Source organism: Streptomyces sp. NPDC029216, from assembly GCF_040648015.1.
Taxonomy (GTDB): domain Bacteria; phylum Actinomycetota; class Actinomycetes; order Streptomycetales; family Streptomycetaceae; genus Streptomyces.
In genome coordinates this window covers 6703-27937 of record NZ_JBEZWL010000080.1, presented here as the reverse complement: position 1 = coordinate 27937, position 21235 = coordinate 6703, and the positions used below count along the sequence as shown (strand labels likewise).

14 protein-coding genes, 2 tRNA genes and 2 pseudogenes are annotated in these 21235 nt (G+C 75.1%); 10 read left to right on the top strand and 8 right to left on the bottom strand.

From position 1 onward, the window contains the following. Nucleotides 1-86 precede the first annotated feature (86 nt). On the top strand, nucleotides 87-2081 hold the full coding sequence (locus tag AB0F18_RS25515) for a sigma-70 family RNA polymerase sigma factor (RefSeq protein WP_362064457.1): 1995 nt from the start codon (nucleotides 87-89) through the stop codon (nucleotides 2079-2081). On the opposite strand, the gene AB0F18_RS25510 is transcribed toward AB0F18_RS25515, so the two are convergent. After that, nucleotides 2068-5289, bottom strand: a complete 3222-nt coding sequence (locus AB0F18_RS25510) for a BTAD domain-containing putative transcriptional regulator (RefSeq protein ID WP_362064455.1) — start codon at nucleotides 5287-5289, stop codon at nucleotides 2068-2070. The two genes, AB0F18_RS25515 and AB0F18_RS25510, sit on opposite strands and share 14 nt — an antisense overlap. A gap of 336 nt (nucleotides 5290-5625) precedes the next feature. Continuing rightward, a complete protein-coding gene (locus AB0F18_RS25505) occupies nucleotides 5626-7854 on the bottom strand; it encodes an asparagine synthase-related protein (RefSeq protein ID WP_362064453.1) in 2229 nt (742 codons plus the stop codon). A gap of 652 nt (nucleotides 7855-8506) precedes the next feature. On the opposite strand from AB0F18_RS25505, the gene AB0F18_RS25500 reads away from it, so the two are divergent. The 4 genes from AB0F18_RS25500 (at nucleotide 8507) to AB0F18_RS25485 (ending at nucleotide 13668) form a co-directional block, all read left to right on the top strand. Further along, nucleotides 8507-10108, top strand: a complete 1602-nt coding sequence (locus tag AB0F18_RS25500; RefSeq protein ID WP_362064451.1) for a sporulation protein — start codon at nucleotides 8507-8509, stop codon at nucleotides 10106-10108. A 20-nt stretch (nucleotides 10109-10128) separates the two neighbouring features. Beyond that, nucleotides 10129-11361 (top strand): L-2-hydroxyglutarate oxidase, encoded by a 1233-nt coding sequence (gene lhgO, locus AB0F18_RS25495; RefSeq protein WP_362064449.1) that lies wholly within the window; start codon nucleotides 10129-10131, stop codon nucleotides 11359-11361. A 205-nt stretch (nucleotides 11362-11566) separates the two neighbouring features. Next, entirely contained in the window at nucleotides 11567-12334 is a 768-nt protein-coding gene (gene trmB / locus AB0F18_RS25490; protein ID WP_362064477.1) for a tRNA (guanosine(46)-N7)-methyltransferase TrmB, read from the top strand. Nucleotides 12335-12432: 98 nt separating this feature from the next. Further along, nucleotides 12433-13668, top strand: a complete 1236-nt coding sequence (locus AB0F18_RS25485) for a PrsW family intramembrane metalloprotease (protein WP_362064475.1) — start codon at nucleotides 12433-12435, stop codon at nucleotides 13666-13668. Between the two features lie 18 nt (nucleotides 13669-13686). On the opposite strand, the gene AB0F18_RS25480 is transcribed toward AB0F18_RS25485, so the two are convergent. The 4 genes from AB0F18_RS25480 to AB0F18_RS25465 form a co-directional block, all read right to left on the bottom strand. Continuing rightward, on the bottom strand, nucleotides 13687-14706 hold the full coding sequence (locus tag AB0F18_RS25480) for a M23 family metallopeptidase (protein WP_362064473.1): 1020 nt from the start codon (nucleotides 14704-14706) through the stop codon (nucleotides 13687-13689). Nucleotides 14707-15015: 309 nt separating this feature from the next. Further along, nucleotides 15016-16191 carry a PP2C family protein-serine/threonine phosphatase gene (locus AB0F18_RS25475; RefSeq protein WP_362064471.1) on the bottom strand — a complete coding sequence of 392 codons (1176 nt, stop codon included), beginning with the start codon at nucleotides 16189-16191 and terminating at the stop codon, nucleotides 15016-15018. Nucleotides 16192-16327: 136 nt separating this feature from the next. Next, a tRNA-Met gene (locus AB0F18_RS25470) sits at nucleotides 16328-16401 on the bottom strand. A gap of 162 nt (nucleotides 16402-16563) precedes the next feature. Then, nucleotides 16564-17442, bottom strand: a complete 879-nt coding sequence (locus AB0F18_RS25465) for a hypothetical protein (RefSeq protein ID WP_362064447.1) — start codon at nucleotides 17440-17442, stop codon at nucleotides 16564-16566. Nucleotides 17443-17779: 337 nt separating this feature from the next. Between AB0F18_RS25465 and AB0F18_RS25460 the strand changes: the two genes are divergently transcribed. From AB0F18_RS25460 to AB0F18_RS25440, 5 genes and pseudogenes are all read left to right on the top strand, one after another. Next, a complete protein-coding gene (locus tag AB0F18_RS25460) occupies nucleotides 17780-18196 on the top strand; it encodes a hypothetical protein (protein WP_362064445.1) in 417 nt (138 codons plus the stop codon). 42 nt (nucleotides 18197-18238) lie between these two features. Further along, the gene (locus tag AB0F18_RS25455; protein ID WP_362064443.1) at nucleotides 18239-18412 is read left to right on the top strand and encodes a CsbD family protein; all 174 of its coding nucleotides are present in this window, start codon (nucleotides 18239-18241) and stop codon (nucleotides 18410-18412) included. Nucleotides 18413-18511: 99 nt separating this feature from the next. After that, nucleotides 18512-19375, top strand: coding sequence for a DUF1206 domain-containing protein (locus AB0F18_RS25450; RefSeq protein ID WP_362064441.1), 864 nt, complete (start codon nucleotides 18512-18514; stop codon nucleotides 19373-19375). Nucleotides 19376-19424: 49 nt separating this feature from the next. Then, nucleotides 19425-20207, top strand: a complete 783-nt coding sequence (locus AB0F18_RS25445) for a ribonuclease BN (RefSeq protein WP_362064469.1) — start codon at nucleotides 19425-19427, stop codon at nucleotides 20205-20207. 166 nt (nucleotides 20208-20373) lie between these two features. Further along, nucleotides 20374-20541, top strand: a pseudogene (locus tag AB0F18_RS25440) (site-specific integrase); the annotation flags it as partial. Between the two features lie 133 nt (nucleotides 20542-20674). Here AB0F18_RS25440 and AB0F18_RS25435 read toward each other — a convergent pair. Together AB0F18_RS25435 and AB0F18_RS25430 are read right to left on the bottom strand one after the other, a co-directional pair. After that, nucleotides 20675-20747 (bottom strand) — tRNA-Lys (locus tag AB0F18_RS25435). A 184-nt stretch (nucleotides 20748-20931) separates the two neighbouring features. Then, a pseudogene (locus tag AB0F18_RS25430) lies at nucleotides 20932-21235 on the bottom strand (RNA helicase); the annotation flags it as partial.

Below are 21235 nucleotides of genomic sequence, written 5' to 3'. Positions count from 1 at the left end.
GTGCGGCACGGGGGCCGGGGCACCCGTGCCGTGTGACACGCTGGATCGGTGGACCGGTCTGAGTGTGGCGTGCGGGGGCTTCCGCGATGAGCGTTGACGGACGGGACGAGTCTCCCGGCGGCGTCAGTGACGCGAGTGGCGAGGCCCCGGCGGGCGGTCTGCCCGCCCGGCAGGTCCCGGCCCAGCGCGAACCCGGCCGGAGGCGGCATGCCGCTCCCGGGGCGGCCGGCGCCGACCTGCCGCCGTCCGACGGTGACTTGGTCGCCCGGATGCGCGGTGGTGACGACGGCGCCTACGAGGAGCTGTTCCGCCGGCACGCCGATGCCGTACGGCGCTACGCGCGGACCTGCTGCCGCGACGGGCACACCGCCGACGACCTGACGGCCGAGGTGTTCGCGCGGACGCTCCAGGCGGTACGGGGCGGGGCCGGGCCGGACCAGTCGGTGCGGGCCTACCTGCTGACCACCGTGCGGCGGGTCGCCGCGGCCTGGGCGAAGACGGCCCGCCGGGAGCATCTGGTCGAGGACTTCGCGCTGTTCGCGGAGCAGGCGGCCGCGGGTGCGGAGGGCGGCGCGGCGCTGGGCGGGCTGGCCGGGGACGACACCCTGGAACTGGGCGCGGACGTGCGGGCGATGCACGAGGCCGAGCGGTCGCTGGCCATGCAGGCCTTCCGGAGCCTGCCCGAGCGGTGGCAGGCCGTGCTGTGGCACACCACGGTCGAGGAGGCCTCGCCGAGTGCGATCGCCCCGCTGTTCGGACTGAGCGCCAACGCCACGGCGGTGCTGGCCAGCCGGGCCCGGGAGGGCCTCAAGCAGGCCTACCTCCAGGCGCACGTGAGTTCCGCGCTCGGTGAGGGCGGGGACTGCGCGCGGTACGCGGACCGGCTGGGCGCGTACGCCCGGGGCGGGCTGCGGATGCGGGCGGAACGGGGGCTGCGCAAGCACCTGGAGGAGTGCGCCAAGTGCCGGCTGGCCGCGGGTGAGCTCAAGGACGTGAACGCGGGGATTCCCGCGCTGCTGCCGGTCGCGGTCATCGGGTGGTTCGCCGCCGGGTACGCCGCCAAGGCGGCCGGGGTGGTGGCCGGCGGGGTCGTCGCCGCCGGGGGTGCGGGGGCTGCCGCCGCGGCGGTGGGCGGGTCGTCGGCCGCCGGGGCTGGTGCGGCCGGTGCTGCGGGGGCCGGGGCTGGTGCGGCCGGTGCTGCCGGTGCGGCCGGGGGTGGGGGTGCGGGTGCTGCCGGCGGGGCCGGGGGTGCGGTGGTCTCGGAGGGGCTGGGGCTGCCCGCGAAGGCCGCCATCGCCGCCGGGATAGCGGTCGCGGCGGCCGCCGGGGTGGTGTTCGCCCTGACCGGGGACGAGCCCGACCCGGAGGCGAAGCCCGCGCCCAGCGCGGTGGCGCCGGCGGTGCCCAGGCCGGCCGCGTCCGCCGCCCCGGAGTCGAGCCCGCCGGTGGATCCGGCTCCGGCCGCGGGTGGTCCCGTACCGCCGCCGCGCAGTGCGGCGCCGGTCGCGCCGGCGTCGCGGCCCGCCTCGCCGCCGGTCTCCGCTCCGGCGCCGGTGACCCCGTCCCCGCCCGGGCGGCCGAAGCCCACGCCGAGCCCCTCGCCCTCGCCGGTCCGGCCGAAGCCCACGCCGTCGCCGCAGCCCGCGCAGGCGTTCCCGCTGGCCCGGCTCGACCACTCCGCGCTGGGCCGGCACACCGGTCCCGAGCTGGAGACCTGGCACAGCAGCTGGGTGTGGCAGCGGTGGGGGCTGGTCGCCGGCGGGCAGCGGTTCGGGCAGGGGATCACCGTCCACTCCCGCTCCTCGGTGGAGATCGCCCTCAACCGGCAGTGCACCTCCTTCTCGGCGCGGGCCGGGGTGGACGGGCTGTCGCTGCTGACCGACGGGACGGTGCGGTTCTCCGTCTACGCCGACGGGCAGCGGCTGTGGCGTTCCGGCGCGCTCGGGTACGGGGACGCCCCGGCGGCCGTCGAGGTGCCGCTGGCCGGGCGCTCGGCCCTGCGGCTGGTGGTGGAGCAGGCCGGGCAGGGGCACCTGCCGACGCTGGCGAGCTGGGCCGACGCGGTGATCAGCTGCCGCTGAGCGGGGCGGGCGCGGCCTGCGGGACGTGCCGGGTGATCTCGGCGGCGACCTCGGCGGGGGTCAGGGCCCGGCCCGCGGCCTCCGCCTCGGCGTGCGCGTCCGGGCCGAGGACGGCGAGGGTGCGGGCCGGGAGCCCCTCCAGGACGGCCTCCTCCGGCACCGAGCGGGGATACCCGCCGCGCCAGGTTCCGGCCGCCGCGAGGACCCGTACGCTCGCGGCCGGCCGCCCGGCGCCTTCCAGGAACACGGCGGCCACCTCGGCGAGGCAGGCCAGGACCCGTTCGGCGCAATGGGAGGCCACGGCCTCCGCGAGGGCGGGTCCGATGCGGGTCAGGCCCGCCAGCGGGCCCTCCTCCTGCGCGGTGAGGGCGGCCTCGACGAGCGCCATTCCGGCGGTGAGCTGCGCGGGCGCGTTGATCTGCGCCGACTCGGCGCGGGCTCGGGCGCACTCGGCCCTGGCCCGGTCGGTGTCGCCGCGGCGGAGGGCGAACATCGCCGACAGGAGCCGGGCGAAGGAGCTCACGTCGTACACCCCGCCGTGCTGGTCGGCCTCGCGGTCGGCTTCGGCGAGGAGCTCTTCGGCGGTGTCGTAGTCCCCGGCGCAGTAGACGGCCTCGGCGATGCGGGCGAGGGCGAAGGGCGCCTCCGTCTGGGCGCCGACCTCCCGGGCGAGGCGCAGGCACTCCTCGTACTCGGCGCGGGCGGTGTCGTACTGGCCGCGCGAGAGGGCCGCCTCCCCGGCGGCGCTGGCCACCTGGGCGCGCATCCAGCGGTCCCCGCAGCGGCGGGCGATCTCGTGGAGTTCGGCGAGATCGGCGTCGACGGAGTCCAGGCCCCCGGTCATGTCGATGGCCGCGTGGGTGCGCATCAGGAGGGTGACGCCGAGTTCCCAGTCGCCGGCGTGGCGGCGGCAGTTGTCCACGGACCGGGCGAGGTCGGGGTGGAAGTCGGCGGTGTCACCGGTGAGGAAGGCCGTCGCGGGCCACAGCATGCCGGGGAAGCGGGTGGTCTCCGGTGATCCCTCGCGGAAGACCTCCCGGATGCGGGCGGCGACCGCGGCGTGCTCGGGCGTGCGGACGCCGGCGGAGCCCCTGCTCTCGCCGATCAGGAACATGTGGAGGACCTGGAGGCGCATGGAGCGCCAGTACGCGGCCGATCCGGCGGGCGGCTCGGCGGGGGTGGCGGCGAGGACCAGACCGGACCATTCGGCGCCCTCGGTGCGGTAGTTGCGCAGCCACAGGAACCAGGCGAGGGCGGCCAGGAGGCGCTGGGCGGTCTCCAGGTCCGGGTCGGTGACGGTGACGGTGTGGAAGACGGAGCGGATGTTGTCGAGCTCGGTCTCGGCGCGCCGGATCCAGGGGAGCTGGTCCGCGGAACGCAGCAGCGGCTCGGCCCGTTCGGCGAAGGCCAGGTAGTGGGCGGCGTGGCGGCGGGCGGTGGCGCGGGCCTCTCCGGCGGAGGCGGCCAGGCGTGCGGCGGCGTACTCGCGGATGGTCTCCAGCAGGCGGTAGCGCATGCCGTCGGCGTCGGGTACGGCGACGACGAGGGACTTGTCGACGAGGGAGCCGAGGGTGTCGGCGACGTCGGTCCCCGGGTCGCCGCAGACGGCCTCGGCGGCGTCCAGGTCGCAGCCGCCGGCGAAGGCGGACATCCGGGCGAGGACGGTGCGTTCGGCGCTGTCGAGCAGGTCCCAGGACCAGTCGACGACGGCGCGCAGGGTCTGCTGGCGCGGCAGGAGCGTGCGGGCGCCGCCGGTCAGGAGGCGGAAGCGGTCGTCGAGGCGGTCGGCGATCTGGCGCGGGGTGAGGAGCCTGAGGCGGGCGGCGGCCAGTTCGATGGCGAGGGGCAGCCCGTCGAGGCGGGCGCAGATCTCGGCGACGGCGGCCGGGTCTTCGTCGGCGCGGAAACCGGGGCGGGCCGCGGTGGCCCGGTCGGCGAACAGCCGGTGCGCGGGGCCGGGCGGCAGGGGTTCGAGGGGGCGCAGGAACTCGCCGGGTACGCCGAGGGGTTCGCGGCTGGTGGCCAGGATCCGTACGCCGGGGCAGTGCGTGAGGAGGGTTTCGGCGAGTTCGGCGGCGGCGCCGATGACGTGCTCGCAGTTGTCCAGGACGAGCAGCAGGCGGCGGTGTGCGCAGTGGTCGACGAGGAGGGCGGTGGGGTCGTCGCCGGCGGGGGTCTTCTCACGGGCGACGAGGCTGCTCTCGCGCAGGCCGAGGGCGCTGAGGACGGCGCCGGGGACGGCGGCCGGGTGGTCGAGGCGGGCGAGTTCGACGAGCCAGCCGGATCCGGGCTGGGCGGCGGCCGCGTGCTCGGCGAGGCGGGTCTTGCCGGAGCCGCCGGGTCCGGTGAGGGTGACGAGGCGTACGCGGTCCAGGTCGGCGGCGAGGGCGGCGAGTTCGGGCTCGCGGCCGACGAAGGAGGTCAGACGGGGGCGGAGGTTGCCGCGGGGCTGCGCGGGCGGCGGCGGGGGCTGGAGCAGTTCGGCGTGCAGGGCGCGCAGCTGGGGGCCGGGGTCGGTGCCGAGGCCTTCGGCGAGGTCGCGGCGGGTGCGTTCGTACGCGGCGAGGGCGTCGGCGGGGCGGCCGGCGGAGCGCAGGGCGCGGAGCTGGAGGGCGCGCAGGGGTTCGTCGTACGGGTGCTCGCGGATCAGTGCCTCGATCTCCGGGAGGAGTGCGGCCGGGGCGGCGGCGCCGCTGCGCAGCTCGGCCTCGACGCGGTCGCGGAGGGCGGCGGTGCGACGGGCCTCCGGGGCGGCGGCGTGGGCGGTGCGGGCGGGCTCGGGGAGGTCGGCGAGGGCGGGGCCGCGCCAGAGGGCGAGGGCCTCGCGGAGGGTGGTGGCGGCGGTGGCGGGGTCGGTCGGCAGCTGCGCGGCGCCGAGGGCGGCGAGGCGGGTGAAGCGGTGGAGGTCGACGTCCTCGGGGGCGGCGGTGAGCCGGTAGCCGCCGGCGGGGTCGGTGCGGATGCTGTCGCGGGAGCCGAGGCTGCGGCGGAGGCGGGCGACGAGGGCCTGGAGGGCGGCGGGGGCGTCCTGGGGCGGGTCGTCGCCCCAGACCTCGTCGACCAGGTCGGCGACGGGGACGGCGGCCGGGCTGCCAGCGCGCAGGGCGAGGGCGGTGAGGAGCGCGCGCAGGCGGGCGCCGCCGGGGGTGTGGGGGGCGCCGGTCGTCTCGTCACGTGCCTCGGTGGTGCCGAGGATGAGGTACCGCACCGGGTCATTCTGCCGTGCCCCTGCGGGGGGCCGCGCGGGGTTATCGGGCGGCCCCCCGGGCGGGCCGGTTGCGGGCGGTGCGCCGCTGCCCGGGGCCGGTCCCCTACCCGCCCTTCGCCCGTTCCCCGGGCTCCGCCCGGACCCGCGTCTCGAACCGGCGGAGCCCCGGCCCGGCCTAGTGCTGTGACCGGAAAGGTTCACCGCCTCACGGCGCCCGGCACGGCACCTCGCTGCGTTGTCGGACCGCGCAAGTACGTCCAGTACGAGCCGCGGCCCTCCGCCTTGCGATGCACCGCACCGGACACCGCGAACCGGCAAACCTTTCCGGCCACAGCACTAGCGCAGCGGGAGCGGTGGCGCCGGGGTGCCCGTCAGGCGGGGGACCGGGAGGGGTGGGACCGCGCGGCGGCGGGGCGTCGAGGTGCCCGTCCAGCAGGTGCCGCGCCGCGCCATCAGGCGGCGGAGCCACAGTTCCATCGAGACGAGTTCCGCGAGCCCGTCGAGCGGTACGGGCCGCCCGTCGGCGGCGTCGGTCAGGGCCTGCTGCACCACGCGGGCCTCGATCAGCCCTGCGTCGGCCAGCAGCGGGGCGGTGAAGAGGGACAGCAGCGAGCCGAGGGCGGCGCGCAGGCCGAGCCGGGCGGCGGTCTCGTTCGGGCCGGGTGCGCTGACGCCCCAGCCGGGCGGGAGTTCGCGCACCCCGGCGGAGGCCAGCACGCTGCGCAGGATCTCGGCGCGGGCCCCGGGCTGCACCCGCAGGGACTCCGGCAGGGCGCGCGCGGCCCGTACGACCTGGTTGTCGAGGAACGGGGCGTGCAGGCGCTGGCTGCGGACCTCGACGGCCTGCTCGAAGACCCGGTGGTCGGCGGCGTGGCGGGCCAGCAGGGCGCGGGCGCGGGCCTCGCCGGGCCGCAGCGAGAGCGGGGGGCGTCCGGCGGCGGCGCGCAGGCGGATCGATACTTCCGCCAGGGCCTCGCCGGTCAGCCAGCCCGCCGCCGGGCCGGGGCGGGACCAGGTCAGGGCGGCCAGGGAGGCGTCGACGGGCCCCGAGACGGCGGTGGCGACGCCGCCCTCGCGCAGCCGGGCCGCGGCCGCTTCGATGCCCGCGCGGTACGGCGTACGGGCGAGGCGGCGGGCGGCCGAGTAGACGGAGAAGGGGACGAACAGGGGGCCTTCGGCGGCGGAGCGGGCGAGGGCGGCGACGGGGCGCAGCAGGTGGCGGCGTCTGCGGTCTAGGAGGAGGTCCGCCATGCGGGCGGGGTGGGCGTCGAGGACCTGGCGGGCGCCGTGCCCGGTGAAGTGGTCGGCGGAGCCGGCGGCGAGGCGGCGCCGGTCGCGGGCGGCGGTGACGAGGCAGGGGCCGGGTTCGTCGGTGAGGGGGCCGTCGAGGTCGGTGTAGGGGAGGGCTTCGTCGGCGGCGGCCACGACGACGTGGTGGAGCCGGGGGTCGGCGGCGAGGGCGTGGGCGCGTTCGAGTTCGCCTTCGCGGCCGCGCGGGGTGGCGAGGTCGTTGAAGGTGACGGCGAGGAGGCGGGATCCGGTGCCGGGGAGGGTGCCGGGGGCACCGGGGAGTCCGGCGGCGAGCAGGGCGAGGGTGGCGGAGGCGGTGCCGCCGGAGAGGTCGGCGCCGACGCCGGGGGCGGGGGCGCCGCGGGCGGCGCGGCGGTCGGCGGGGCCCATTCCGGGCACGGGTCCGGGGTCGGGGAGCAGGGTGTCGGGAGCATGCCGGGGTGCCGTGAGCCGGGCGCGCACCGCTGCCGTCAACGCTTCCCGCACTCCCTCGACCGCCCCCTCGGGGTCGGCTTCGGGTGCGGCCACGGCGAGGGAGGCGACGGGTTCGTAGCCGGTGATCTCCCGGGAGCCCTCGCGCAGGATGAGGGTGTGCCCGGGCGGGATGCGCCGGACGCCGGCGTACGGTGTGCCGTCGCCCAGTGCCTCGGGGCTGTCGGGGCAGGCCAGCAGGGCGGCGAGGTGGCCGATGTCGAGCTGTGCGCCGATGAGGTCGGCCAGGGGGAGGGCGGCGGTGGCGTACGCGGTCCCGCCGGCCCAGGGGGTGTAGAAGACGGGCCGGGCGCCGGCGAGGTCGCCGAGGACGGTGATGCGGCGGCCGGCCTGGACGACGGCGGTGTAGCTGCCGGGCCATTCGGTGAGGTGGCGCAGGGCGCCGCCGCGGGCGGCGTAGAGGGCGCGGCGGAGTTCTTCGTCGGAGGCGCCGCAGCAGCCCAGGACGACGAGCCGGGTGAAGGGGTCGGCGGGGTCGGCGGTGACGGTGCGGACCTCGTCGGGGCGCCAGTCGCCGACGGCCCACAGCGGGTCGGGGTCGCCCCACAGGAGCTGGGCGCCGACGGGGTGGACGGTGCGTTCGGCGTCCTGGCCGGCCGGGTCGTCGGCGTGGGCGGCGTCGGCGATGCCGCCGCGCGGGGGGTCCTCGTACGGCCGGTCGCGGGGGGAGTCGTACGCGGACCCGTGCGCGGATCCGTACGCGGTGCCGCCGGGCGCTCCGGAGACGCGTCCGGCCGTACCGAAGCTCGCGGCGATACTGCTCCACCCGACCAACCAGCGCACCGCCGCCTCCCCCAGCCCGTGGGCACATGACCGGGGAAACGGGCGGCACGGACGACGTGGTCGGCGCTGAGGGCGCGGCCGGCGGGACCCCGGTGGCTCGGGGTCCATGCTGCCACGAGACGGGCGTGCGGGAGCGGCTTCGGGGGCGCACGGGTCAACGAACACGCCTTGTCCACTCGGTATTTGGCGTTCCGTTCCCAGCGCCCCATAGGTCGGTTTCGGCCATTCTTCGGCCGTACTGAGTGCCCGTACGCGTCCTCGCGCGGGCAGCGGCGGGAAGCCGCGGGGCGCGGTCCGGGGGGCGGTATTCCGCCCCCCGGACCGTTCCGCCACCCGCGGGGATTGAGGCAGCGGCATCCCCCGGCCTGCCGGATCCACGCGGCGGGCCGACCCACGCACCGCACATCGAATCGCCGGGCCCCGGGTGCGGCCAGAGCGCACGGCCGGGCGCACGGCCACACGGCCGGAGCACGATCCGAGGCGTGCGCCCCGGGGAGCGGGCCCCGGCGGACTGTGCATACGGACAACAATCCCGCCATACGGAACTCGGGGCCTTAACGCTTGGGAGGCGGGGAACTACGCTGGGTTTACGAAATGCCGGGCGCCTATGCCCCGGCGGCGTCTGCGTTCCGCGTGTGACGAGGGGTGGCGCATGTCCAGGGAGCTCCGCGAGCCCAACGAGAAGCTCGGCGCCGTCCTCGCCCTGGCGGGCATCAGCAACGCGGGGCTGGCCCGGCGGGTCAACGACCTCGGTGCGCAGCGGGGTCTGACGCTCCGGTACGACAAGACCTCGGTCGCGCGGTGGGTGTCGAAGGGGATGGTGCCGCAGGGCGCGGCCCCGCACCTGATCGCCGCCGCGATCGGGGCGAAGCTGGGCCGGCCCGTGCCGCTGCACGAGATCGGGCTGGCGGACGCCGATCCCGCGCCCGAGGTCGGGCTGGCCTTCCCGCGCGACATCGGCGCGGCCGTACGGTCGGCGACCGACCTCTACCGGCTGGACCTCGCGGGGCGGCGCGGCGGTGGCGGGATCTGGCAGTCGCTCGCCGGTTCCTTCTCGGTGTCGGCGTACGCGACGCCGGCCTCGCGGTGGCTGATATCGCCGGCGGACGGCTCGGTGGCCCGCGAACCGGCCCCCGCGACCGACCCGGGCCCGCCCGCCGCCGTGGGCACCACCGTCCCCGCGAGCGGTGGCGTACGTACGGCGGCTCCGGTGCGTACCACCTCCGTCGCCGCGCCCCGGCGCGCGTCCGAAACCCCCGCGCAGGGCGTTGTGCCCGCCCAGTCCGGACCCGAAACCGCGCCTGCCGTGCCCGTGGTGCTCTCGGACGCCTCCCCGCAGCGCGTCGGCCACAGCGACGTGACCAAGCTGCGCGAGGCCGCCGAGGACGCGCGCCGCTGGGACTCCAAGTACGGCGGCGGGGACTGGCGTTCGTCGATGGTCCCCGAGTGCCTGCGGGTGGACGCGGCGCCGCTGCTGCTCGGCTCCTACACCGACGAGGTGGGCCGCGCCCTCTTCGGGGCGACCGCCGAACTGACCCGGCTGGCCGGGTGGATGGCCTTCGACACGGGGCAGCAGGAGGCTGCCCAGCGCTACTACATCCAGGCGCTGCGCCTGGCCCGCGCGGCCGCCGACGTGCCGCTCGGCGGGTACGTCCTGGCCTCGATGTCCCTGCAGGCGACCTACCGGGACTTCCCGGACGAGGGCGTGGACCTCGCCCAGGCGGCCGTCGAACGCAACCGCGGCCTGGCCACCGCCCGCACCATGAGCTTCTTCCGCCTCGTCGAGGCCCGCGCGCACGCGAAGGCGGGGGACTCGGCGGCGGCCGGGTCGGCGCTGCGCGCCGCCGAGGGCTGGCTGGAACGGTCCCGTCAGGGCGACGCCGACCCGACTTGGCTGGGTTTCTACTCGTACGACCGTTTCGCGGCGGATGCGGCGGAATGCTACCGGGACCTCAAACTCCCCCGGCAGGTCCGCCGCTTCACCGAGCAGGCCCTCTCTCGCCCGACCGAGGAGTACGTGCGCTCGCACGGCCTGCGCCTGGTGGTGAGCGCCGTCGCCGAGCTGGAGTCGGGCAACCTCGACGCGGCCTGCGCGGCCGGCACCCGGGCCGTGGAGGTCGCGGGCCGCATCTCCTCGGCGCGCACCACCGAGTACGTACGGGACCTGCTGCACCGCCTCGAACCGTACGGGGACGAGCCCCGCGTCGCGGAGCTCCGCGAACGGGCCCGGCCGCTGCTGGTGACTCCCGCGTAGCCCCTATTGTCGGTGGCGGGGTGCAAGATGCAGGGGTGGGAGGTGTCAGCGTGGGCGGCGGTGTGGACTGCGATGTGCTGGTGATCGGTGGCGGGATCGTCGGCCTGTCGACGGCGCATGCCCTGTCGAGCCTGGCTCCCGGGACCCGCGTGACCGTACTGGAGAAGGAGTCCGGGCCCGCCCGGCACCAGACGGGCCGCAACAGCGGAGTGATCCACAGCGGCATCTACTACCGCCCCGGCTCCCTCAAGGCGCGGTTCGCGGTGCGCGGGGCGGCCGAGATGGTGAAGTTCTGCGCGGAGCACGGCATCGCGCACGAGGTCACCGGCAAGCTGATCGTCGCCACCGACCGCTCCGAGCTGCCCCGCCTGCACGCGCTGGTCCAGCGCGGCCGGGAGAACGGCATCCCGGTGCGCGAGCTGGGTCCGGCGCAGATCGCGGAGTACGAGCCGGAGATCAGCGGGCTCGCGGCGATCCACGTCGGCACCACCGGGATCGTGGACTACGGACAGGTGGCCGCGCAGCTGGCCGAGTCCTCCGGGGCGGAGATCGTCTACGGGGCGGAGGTGGACCTGATCTCGCGCCGCCCCTCCGCGGTGGCGGTACGCACGACCTCGGGGCGGGTGGTGCGGGCGCGGGTGCTGGTGAACTGCGCGGGCCTGCAGTGCGACCGGATCGCGCGGCTGGCCGGTGACGACCCGGGCATGCGGATCATTCCCTTCCGGGGCGAGTACCACGACCTGGCGCGCCCGGAGCTGGTCCGGGGCCTGGTCTACCCGGTACCGGACCCGGCGTTCCCCTTCCTCGGGGTGCACCTCACGCGGGGCATCGGCGGCGGCGTCCACGTCGGACCGAACGCCGTGCCGGCGCTGGCCCGCGAGGGCTACCGCTGGCGGACGGTCCGGCCGCGCGACCTCGGCACCGAGCTGGCCTGGCCGGGATCCTGGCGGATGGCCGCGCGGCACTGGCGGTACGGGGCCGGCGAGATCCACCGCTCCCTGTCGAAGGCGGCCTTCACGGAGGCCGTACGGCGCCTGCTGCCCGGTGTCACGGAGGCGGACCTGACGCCGGCCGCGGCGGGGGTCCGGGCGCAGGCCGTCCTGCGGGACGGGACGCTGGTCGACGACTTCCTCATCCGCGAGGCGCCGCGGACGGTGCACGTCCTGAACGCCCCCTCGCCTGCGGCGACCGCGTCCCTCCCCATCGGCCGCGAAATCGCCACCCGCGCCCTCCACACCCTCCGCTCCGCCTAACCCCCGCCCGGCCCGGCCGCCGTTCCCTGGGGCTCCGCCCCGGACCCCGCCCCCAGGCGGCACCGCCCATCCCCCGCCCCCGCCAAACGCCCGGCCAGGGCAGCGGCACCCGCCCCCGGCGTAGAATCGGCGCATTGTGTCTGAGTCCCTGAACCCCCAGCCCAGCCTCCCCGACGCCCCGCCGGAGGCAGAGGCAGACGCGTACGTGCCGCCCAAGTGGCGGACCGAGCCCCGCTTCCCCGACGGTCCCGCGCCCGACCCCGCCGGGTCGCACCACGAGCGCCGGATCCGCAGCTTCCAGCCGCGCCGCAGCCGGGTCACCACCGGCCAGGGCGAGGCGCTGAAGCGGCTGTGGGGCACCTGGGGCCTGGACATCGACGGCCGCGAGGTGATCGACCTCGACAAGCTCTTCGACGGCCTCCCCGTCGTCCTGGAGATCGGCTTCGGCATGGGCGAGGCCACCGCCCAGATGGCCGCCGCCGACCCCGGCACCGGCATCCTCGCCGCCGACGTGCACACCCCCGGCCAGGGCAACCTCCTCGCCCTCGCCGAGCGCGGCGGGATGACCAACGTCCGCGTGGCCAACGGCGACGCCATCATCCTGCTCCGCGAGATGCTGCCGCCCGCCTCCCTCGCGGGGATGCGCGTGTACTTCCCGGACCCGTGGCCCAAGGCCCGTCACCACAAGCGCCGACTGATCCAGCCCGAGTTCCTCGACCTGGCCGCCACCCGCATGGCACCCGGCGCGCTGCTGCACTGCGCGACGGACTGGGAGCCGTACGCCGAGCAGATGCTCGAAGTGCTCACGGCGCACCCGGAGTTCGAGAACACCCAGGCCGACGGCGGCTACGCCCCGCGCCCGGAGTTCCGTCCGCTCACCCGTTTCGAGGGCCAGGGCCTCGACAAGGGCCACGTCGTACACGACCTCCTCTTCACTCGCACAGAACACAACGCAGAACCCAAGAACGGATAAACGTCACTCCGAGTGTCCGAGCGACTCGGTAGGGTCATCATGTGCTCCGAGCGCTCCCGCTCTCCCGTGTGCTCGCACGCACGTCGGGCACGGCCCGCGTGTGCGTGCTCGTCGCCCTGCTCACCGCGACCGGGGTCGCCATCCTCGAACTCGTACGGGAGCAGACCGGTACGGCCGGGTTCTTCGTAGGCCTCGGCCTGGCCCTGCTGCCGGTGCCGCCGCTGATGGCGGCCTTCCGGTGGCTCGGCCGGGCCGCGCCCGGCCCCTGGCGGCAGTTGCTGTTCTGCTTCGGCTGGGGGGCCTGCACCGCGGCGCTGATCGCGATACTGGCCAACAGCTTCGCCACGGAGTGGATGGCCGCGGCCTCCGACCCCTCGGCGGCCGATCTGCTCGGCTCGGTGGCGGTGGCCCCGGTCGTGGAGGAGTGCGCCAAGGCGGCGGCCCTGTGCGCGGTGTTCGTCTTGCGAAGACCGCCGTCCGCCGGCGCCGCCGACGGTTTCGTGTTCGCCGGGTTCACCGCGACCGGCTTCGCCTTCACCGAGAACGTCCTCTACCTCGGCAACGCCTTCGAGGAGGACCTGGCCAAGGGTGCGGGCGTGCTGGACTCGGTGACGGCGGCGACCTTCTTCGTCCGGGTCGTGCTCTCGCCGTTCGCGCACCCCCTGTTCACCGTGCTGACGGGCCTCGGCTTCGGCATGGCCGCGTTCAGCGCCCGTCGTGCGCGCCGGACCGGCCTGCCGCTGCTGGGCCTCGCCCTGGCGATGGCCATGCACGCGCTGTGGAACGGCTCCTCCCATGTGGGGAAGTACGGGTTCTACTGGGTCTACGGCTGCGTCATGGTCCCGGTGTTCGGGCTGCTGCTGTGGCTGGCGGTGCGGATGCGGCGCCAGCGTCTGCGGGCCGTCGCCGCCGAGCTGTCGGTGTACGCGGCCGCGGGCTGGATCGGCCCGGCGGAGGTGCCGGCGCTGGCTTCGATGCCGGCCCGCTCCCTGGCGCGGGCCCTGGCCCGCAGCACCGGGGGCCGTCCCGCCGCCCGCGCGGTGTCCCGGTACGCGGCGGACGCCGCCGCCCTGGCCCTGCTGCGCCGGAGCGCCCGGCTCGCAGGTCCGGCCGGTGACCCTGATTTCGCCGGGCGGGAGCGGGAGTTGCTGCGCCGGCTGTGGCTGCGGCGGGCGACGGCCGCGCCCGCCCTGGCCCGGGCGGCGGTGCTGGAGGAGCTGCTGCCGCCGAGGTTCGATCCGGTGCCCGGGCGCCATGCGCGCCCCGGGCCGGCGGCCGTGCCGGTCGCCGTACCGGCCCCGAGGCGGCCGGAGCTCTCCGCCGCCCCGGTGTGACCCCGCGGGGGCCCCGGCTCAGACGTCGAGGCCCCGGGCGGTCAGCCACGCCAGCGGGTCGACCGTCGAGCCGCCCATGCGTACTTCGAGGTGCAGGTGGGCGCCGGTGACGTTGCCGGTCGCGCCGACCCGGCCGATGGTCTCGCCCGCGCCGACCGACCCGGAGGTCACGGACATCGAGGAAAGGTGGCAGTACCAGACCTCGGTGCCGTCAGCGAGCTGGAGCACGATCCGGTAGCCGTAGGCCCCCGACCAGCCGGCCGAGATGACCTTCCCGCCGCCCACGGCCTTGACCGGGGTTCCGGTCGGCGCGGCGAAGTCGAGGCCGGTGTGGTAGCCGGAGGACCACATGGAGCCGGAGTCCCCGTAGTGCGAGGTGAGGGTGTAGGAGGAGGTCGGCAGGGACCAGCCGCCCGAGGTCTTCACGACCGGACTGCCGCCCGATCCGGTGTCGGTGGCGCCCTGGGTGCCCGTCTGCCCTTCGGCGGCGGCCTTGTCCGCGGCGGCCTTCTCGGCAGCGGCCTTCTCGGCGGCCGCGCGGACCGCCTCGGCCTCCTTGTCGGCCGCTTCCTTCTGGCCGCGGGCCTCCTGCGCGGCGCTCTCGCGCGCGGCCCGCTCGGCGTCCGCCCGGGCCTGGGCCTCGGCGGCGTCCTGCTGCGACTCGGCCTGCTGGAGGATGCGGTGGCGCAGCGCCTCGCCCGCGTCGGAGTGCCCCTGGGCCTGGACGGCCTGCTGCCCGGCGGCCTGCTGCGGAACGGTCGCGGAGTCCGTCCGCACGTCGTCCGCCGCGGAGTGCCCGCCGCCCAGCAGGTCGGGGATCGAGGGCATGGATATGGCGACCTGGGGGCGGTCCTGGGCGGTGGCGATACCGCCTGCGCCGACCGCCGCGATCACGCCGACGCCGAGCACGGTCGAGCTGCGGGCGAGTCCGCCGCGCGGCTTGAGGACCCGGTGCTTGCCCCGGAGCGGACGCGCCGAGTCCTCCGTCGGATTCCACTCGCCCCAGGCACCTGCGGTGGGCGTCTCCTGGATTTCGATGCCTTCAGGGGCAGGCGAGTTGGAGGCCACCGGGCACACTCCTCATGGGCGAGAACACGCACGGGAGCCGTCGAGGACGACGACTGGACGACCGCGCTGCGTTATCAAACGGTAATAGACGTAGGGGAGTGATTCCAAGCCGACGCGAATGATCGTTAACGCCAATCGGCCACCCCCCGAACGCCTTTGGCCACCACATTCGCCGCATAGAAGAGCAACTCCGGCAAAAAGCCCCCGCCTCCCCCATCACTTCAGCCACAGCGGCCAAATGGCCGGCCGTCAACTCCCTTGCGCAGAGCCTCCTGTGAGCTACGCACGGTCACCGGGCTCGTCCTCGCGGGGCACCACCGGCACGGTCCGCCTCCGCTCCGGCTGCCCCTCCCCCGACCGCCCCACCGCCAGCAGCGCCATGTCATCGGTGGCCCCGCCGCCCGTGTGCCGCCGCACGTCGCTGCTGAGCGCGCTCAGCACCTCGTCCGGCCCCGGGAAGACCCGCCCCCGCAGCCGGACCGCCGGATCGTAGAAGGCCCCCGCCGCGTCCCGCGCCTCCGTCAGCCCGTCCGTGAACAGCAGCAGGGTGCTCCCCGGCGGGAAGGGCCACTCCTCGGCCGCGGCCGCCCGGCCCGCCGCCAGCTCGCCCAGGCCGAGCGGCAGCGCGGGCTCGGCCGGGGCCAGCACCGCCAGACCCCCGTCCGCGTACAGCAGCAGCGGCTCGGGGTGTCCACGGTTGACCAGCCGCAACAGCTCGGCGCCGGCCGGGATCTCCCCGAGCACGCAGGTGGTGAACCCCTCCACCGCGTCCAGGCCGTCGCGGCGGGTGCCTTCGCGGGCCAGCGCCCGCTCCAGCCGCTGCGCGAGCCCCTCCAGGGTCGGCTCGGTCTCCGCCGCCTCCCGGAAGGCCCCCAGCACCACCGCGACGGCCTCCACCGCCCCCAGCCCCTTGCCCCGTACGTCGCCCACCGCGAGCCGTACCCCGTACGGGGTGTCCTGCACGGCGTAGAGGTCCCCGCCGATGAAGGCGTCGGCCTGCGCGGCCTCGTACCGGGCGGCGACGTGCAGCCCCCCGATCCGCTCGGCCGGGGTCGGCAGCACGGCCCGCTGCGCCGCCTCGGCGATCCCGCGCGCCGACGCGAGCCGCTCGCCGCTGCGCCGGACGACCCGGTTGATCAGCAGGGCCAGCCCGGAGACGGTCAGGACGGTCACCAGCTCGGTCAGCGCCTCCGCCTTCCAGCTGGTGCCGTTGTAGATGTGCAGGCCCACGACCGCCGCGGAGGCCCCGAGCCCGGTCAGCGCGGTCGCGCCGAGGGTGAACAGCGGGGCCGCGACCAGCGGGGCCGCGGAGAAGAAGGGGGAGCCCGTGAAGCTGGGCGGGGTCAGCAGGTCGAAGGCCAGCCCGAGCAGGATGAGCAGCACGGGCAGGACCCGCACCACCCGCCGGGCGGCACCGTCCCCGCTCCCGCCGTTGCCCTGCCGGCCCAGCCCCACGCCGCTCTCCTGCCGCCCGGTCACCCCGCCCCTCAAGGCTGGCGGTCCGGCCCCCGCACGGCGACCGGACCGGGCCGGTCGGGTGAGCGGACACGACGAAGGCCCGGATCCCATGGATCCGGGCCTTCGTCTTCAGTAGCGGGGACAGGATTTGAACCTGCGACCTCTGGGTTATGAGCCCAGCGAGCTACCGAGCTGCTCCACCCCGCGTCGGTAAACCCAACTCTACGGCATCCGGGGGACGGCTCTCGCCAATTAACCGTCCAACCCCCCTCCTGAAGGACATCACCGCAGGTCAGAGCCGTAAAAGGAAGCGCCGTGCCGCGCCCGGGAAGCCCCGGGCGCGGCACGGTCAGCGGGTTCCGGAGCGGGTCAGGACCGCTTGCCGCTCTTCGAGAGTCCCTTGTCCGCTCCCCCGAAGCCGGGACGTGCGGGCGCGGTGCCGGCCAGGAAGGGCCCGCTGGCCACGAACTGGGGAGGAACCACGTTCCAGGGCCTCTGGTCCCCGGGCGCGGTGGACCCGCAGTCCAGGGTCACCCCGTTGGACGTGCACTGGAGCTCGTACAGGAACCCGGTCGAGGTCATCACCTTGAAGTTCGTCACCGGGCCGTGCGACGAAATGGCGGCGCCGCAGACGACGGAGGGGTCGGGATACCCGGGGTTCTGCGCGGGGTTGGTGAGGTCCTCGAACCTGTAGGGGCCCGTCTGCGGGTCGTCCCGGTGCCCGCCGTACGTGATCCCGTTGAACAGGACGACGGCGAACTCTTCCGTGTCGTTGGGCAGGACGGCGCCGACGCCGATGCCACACCCGGGGGCTCCGGTGGCCCCCGTCGCTCCCGTCGCACCGGTGGCACCCGTCGCACCCGTCGCACCCGTGGCACCCGTCGCGCCGGTCGGTCCCGTCGGCCCGGTGTCGCCCTTCGGACCCTTCGGGCCCCGCGGGCCGCGCGGGCCCCGCTCACAGTCGTCGTCCTTCGACTTCTGGCCGCCGCCGCTCGCGACGTCACGGGCGGCCGCCTTGCCGCCGTCGTCGTCGTCGTGGTCGCCGTGGTCGTGGTCGTGGTCCTTGCACCGGTCGAGGCCGGACGCCCCGGCGGGCGCCGCCGGCAGCGGGCCGGCACCGAACGCCAGCGCCGGGCTGCCGAGACCCAGCACCACGACGGCCAGTGAGGCCGCCGCGCCGCCGGCGAGCCAGCGCGCCTGGCGGGGAAGCGGACCGAGACGGGATGCGGTCCTATTCTCAGGACTCATGCGTGTTGCTCCTTGTGGAACCGAAGAGATGGGTCCGGAAGCGCGTGATTGAGCCTCCTTTCACATGATTTGACCGGGAGGCTCGCGTCGGCCAGGAGGCGCGCGGCCCAATCAGCGCGATGGCCCAGCGGGAATGGTCCGAAGGAGTACGTCCCCCGCGTGTCGTCCGCCCATGGCGGACCGTGCGGGTCCACAACGCACGGAGCGCCCCGTCCGGCCGAAACCGGAGGGGCGCTCAGAGCCAGGTCGGAGGGGGTCTTCCCGCCCTCTGGCTGTGGCTTCCCGGGCAGGACTGTCCTACCGTGGAGAGACAGCGAGCGGACCTCTGGAGCGCGCCATGCTCGTCATCCTCGGACTCGTCCTCCTGATCGCCGCGCTGATCGTCGGTGTGGCCGGCGTCGTTACCAACGACGGCAGCGCCCACGAGCTGACCGGCGGGTTCTCCGTATTCGGCCACGAGGTCACCGGCTCCACCGGCACGCTGTTCCTCTACGGCATCGTCGTCGGGGCCGTGGCCCTGCTCGGGCTGAGTCTTCTCCTGGCTGGTGCCCGGCGTACCCCTCGCCGCGGCCACGACGCTCGCCCGGGACGCACCGCGCGTCGCGAGACGGCCGCTGCCGACCAGGGGCGCGAAGACGTCGTCGACCAGCGTGGCATTGCCCCGCCCACACGCGATGGTGGGCGAGCGCCCGAGCCGGACGGAGAGCACCGGAGGGGGCTCAACCCGTTCAAGCGCCGATCGGAGCCCCGGTAGGCGGCCGCGTACCGGCGCACGACTTGTGAAGGGTGACCACCGATGAGTATCGGCAAGAAGATCGCGCACAAGGCCGAAGCGGTCAAGGGCGGCGCCAAGAAGACCGTCGGCCGTGTCACCGGCAGCTGGCACCTGCGGGCCGAAGGCCGTGGTGACCAGGTCAAGGGCAACGCCAAGCAGGCCGGGGCGAAGATCAAGGACGCCTTCAAGCACTGACCACTGCGCCCGCCCTGCCGGCCTCACGACAGAGCCCCGGAGGTGCCACGTATGGCCATCAAGAAGGGTGTCGCCCACGCCAGGTCCCAAGGGCGTCGTATGTCCAACAGCCGCGCCGTGGAGGTCCTGTCCCGGGTCGGACTCTGCGCCCGGGGAGTGATCTATGTGCTGGTGGGGCTGCTGGCCGTGCAGATGGGTTTCGGCGGCGACAGCGGCAAGGAGGCCGACCGGTCCGGCGCGGTGCGGACCATCGGTGAGCAGCCGTTCGGCCGGGTACTGCTGTGGGCGCTGGTGGTGGGGCTGGCGGCGATGGCGCTGTGGCGGTTGTCCGAGGCCGCATTCGGGCAGGCGGTGACGGGCGGTGACAAGTGGACCCGGCGCCTGGGCTCTTCGGGGTTGGCGGTCTTCTACACCGTGATCTGTATCGGTGTGGTGCAGACCGCGCTGGTCGGCGGGTCCGCCGGGGGCCGGCCCGGCGATGAGACGTCGAAGGACTACACCGCGAGGGTGCTGACCTGGCCCCTCGGGCGGGTGCTCGTCGGTGTGGTCGGAGCCGTCCTGGTCATCGTCGGCGTGGTGATCGTGGTCCGGAGCCTGATGCGGAAGTTCGAGCAGAACCTCCGGACGGGCGAGATGAGCCCGGTGACGCGGCGGGTCGTCGCGGGGCTGGGCGTCGTCGGCGGCGTGGCGACCGGCGTGGTCGCGGCGGTGGCCGGGCTGTTCGTCGTGCTGGCCGCGGTGCGGTTCGATCCCGGCGAAGCCAAGGGCATGGACGAGACGTTGCGTTCGTTCGCCGCCACGCCCGCCGGGCCCGTGCTGCTGATCGCCGCGGCGGTGGGCCTCCTGCTGTTCGGCCTCTACTCGTTCTGCGAAGCCCGCTGGCGCAAAGCCCCTGAGCACGGCACCTCGGCAGAGCGGCCGGCCGAGGCCCCGGGCTCGGAGACACGCCCAAGTGTGCCCTAGCGAGGGGGTCTCGAACGATGCCGTGGGCCGCTTGTCTCCGTTCGGGCGCCTGCGCAGCGCGATCCGCCGCTCGCGGGCCGGACGCAGGTGGGGGCGGGGCAGCGATATCGACCTGTCGCAGCTTTCACTGGGATTCGCGGCGCTCGGATTCCTGACACTGGTGCCGCTACTGATCGTCGTGTCGGCGGCCGATCCGGCGAGCGGACGGGGATTCGCGCAGTGGCTGGGAGACGGGCTCGGCGTCTCCACAGCGGCCAGAGGGGAGATCGAGCGGTTGTTCGCCCTGCCGGGCCAGGCGTGGCGGACCACGACGGCGTTCGGCCTCGCCGTCCTCGCCGTGTTCGGTCTGTCGTTCGGGGCGGCGATACAGAGCGGCTACGAGAAGATCTGGGATCTGTCCCCGGCCCGCTGGTGGGCCAGGTGGCGGCACGTGCTGTGGCTCGCCGTCCTCATCGGCATCCTCTTCCTGTCCGCGATCACACCCCTGTGGCGGGAATCCTCGGCCCGCGGGGTGGTCACGGTGCTGAGCGGCACCCTGTTCTTCTGGTGGTCCCAACGGCTCCTGCTCGGCGGCCGCATCGCCTGGGCCACCCTGCTGCCCGGGGCGATCGCCACCATGCTCGGGCTGCTCGGCCTCAGACTCTTCTCCCGGCTCGTGTTCTCACCGCTGATCGCATCCAGCGCCGTCTCCTACGGCCCGTTCGGAACGGTCCTGGTCATCCAGTCCTGGCTGGTCGGCGTTGGCGTCGTCGTATTCGGCGGGGCGCTCGCCGGCCGACTACTCCACGACGAGCTCCCCCGCCTGGCACGGGCGCTGAAACGCCGAGGGTGAGGCTCGGACCTAAGTGTGGGCTGCCTCTGGAGTCCACTGATAGCCAACGATGCCTGACACCGCTGGAAGTCGCGTCGAACCCGGCGACCCGGCAGAGCATCCGTCGCACGCTGCGCGCCGCGCTGAACGGAGCGATCCGCCGGCAGCCCATCACGTTCAACCCGGTGTCACCCACGGCGGTGGCGGCGGCCTCCACACGATCAAGGAGACGCTCCGGCACTCCACGATCACCCTGACCTCGGACACGTACACGAGCCTGCTCCCCGAGGTCGACCAGGCAGCCGCAGAAGCGGCGGCCCAGCTGGTGCCTCGTGCCCGCCCGGCAGCCTCCTGACCAGGCGATGACGGGCCGTCCGCTCACGCATCGCTCGCGCACGGGCCCGGAAACGACTGAGCGCCCCACCTGGCCGAAACCGGGTGGGGCGCTCAGTAGCAGGTCAGAGGGGTTAACCCCCGCCCACGAGCGGTAGGCCATGTCGGACTCGAACCGACAACCAACGGATTAAAAGTCCGCTGCTCTGCCAATTGAGCTAATGGCCCTCCATGTGCTCACCCCAGAGCATAGCCGGAGAGGGGCTGCTGGCCGATCGGGTATCGCCGGGTGTGGCTCCGGCGGTTTCCCGCCACACGGTGCGGGAGGGGTGAAAGCGGCCGGAAATGGGCTCGGCCCCCACCGCACCGGAGTGCTGTGGGGGCCGATTCCTCGTCAGAGGGCGCTCAGGCGTCAGCCGTTGCGCTTCCAGCGGGGCTTGTCCTCGCGGCGGGCGCCGAAGGAGCCGCTGCCGCCCGAGGGACGCTCGTCACGGCGGAAACCACCCGACGGACGGTCATCGCGGCGGAAGCCACCGGAGGGACGGTCGTCACGACGGAAGCCACCACGGTCACCCCCGCGGTCGTCACGGTTGAAGCCACCCGACGGACGCTCGTCGCGACGGAAACCACCCGACGGACGGTCATCGCGGCGGAAGCCACCGGAGGGACGGTCGTCACGACGGAAGCCACCACGGTCACCCCCGCGGTCGTCACGG

What these genes read in the sequence shown, in the direction of transcription:
- AB0F18_RS25450 (WP_362064441.1), top strand. Translation starts at nt 18,512, where the DNA reads ATGTCCAACAGCCGCGCCGTGGAGGTCCTGTCCCGGGTCGGACTCTGC.
- AB0F18_RS25515 (WP_362064457.1), top strand. Translation starts at nt 87, where the DNA reads ATGAGCGTTGACGGACGGGACGAGTCTCCCGGCGGCGTCAGTGACGCG.
- AB0F18_RS25460 (WP_362064445.1), top strand. Translation starts at nt 17,780, where the DNA reads ATGCTCGTCATCCTCGGACTCGTCCTCCTGATCGCCGCGCTGATCGTC.
- AB0F18_RS25465 (WP_362064447.1), bottom strand. Translation starts at nt 17,442, where the DNA reads ATGAGTCCTGAGAATAGGACCGCATCCCGTCTCGGTCCGCTTCCCCGC.
- AB0F18_RS25500 (WP_362064451.1), top strand. Translation starts at nt 8,507, where the DNA reads ATGTCCAGGGAGCTCCGCGAGCCCAACGAGAAGCTCGGCGCCGTCCTC.
- AB0F18_RS25455 (WP_362064443.1), top strand. Translation starts at nt 18,239, where the DNA reads ATGAGTATCGGCAAGAAGATCGCGCACAAGGCCGAAGCGGTCAAGGGC.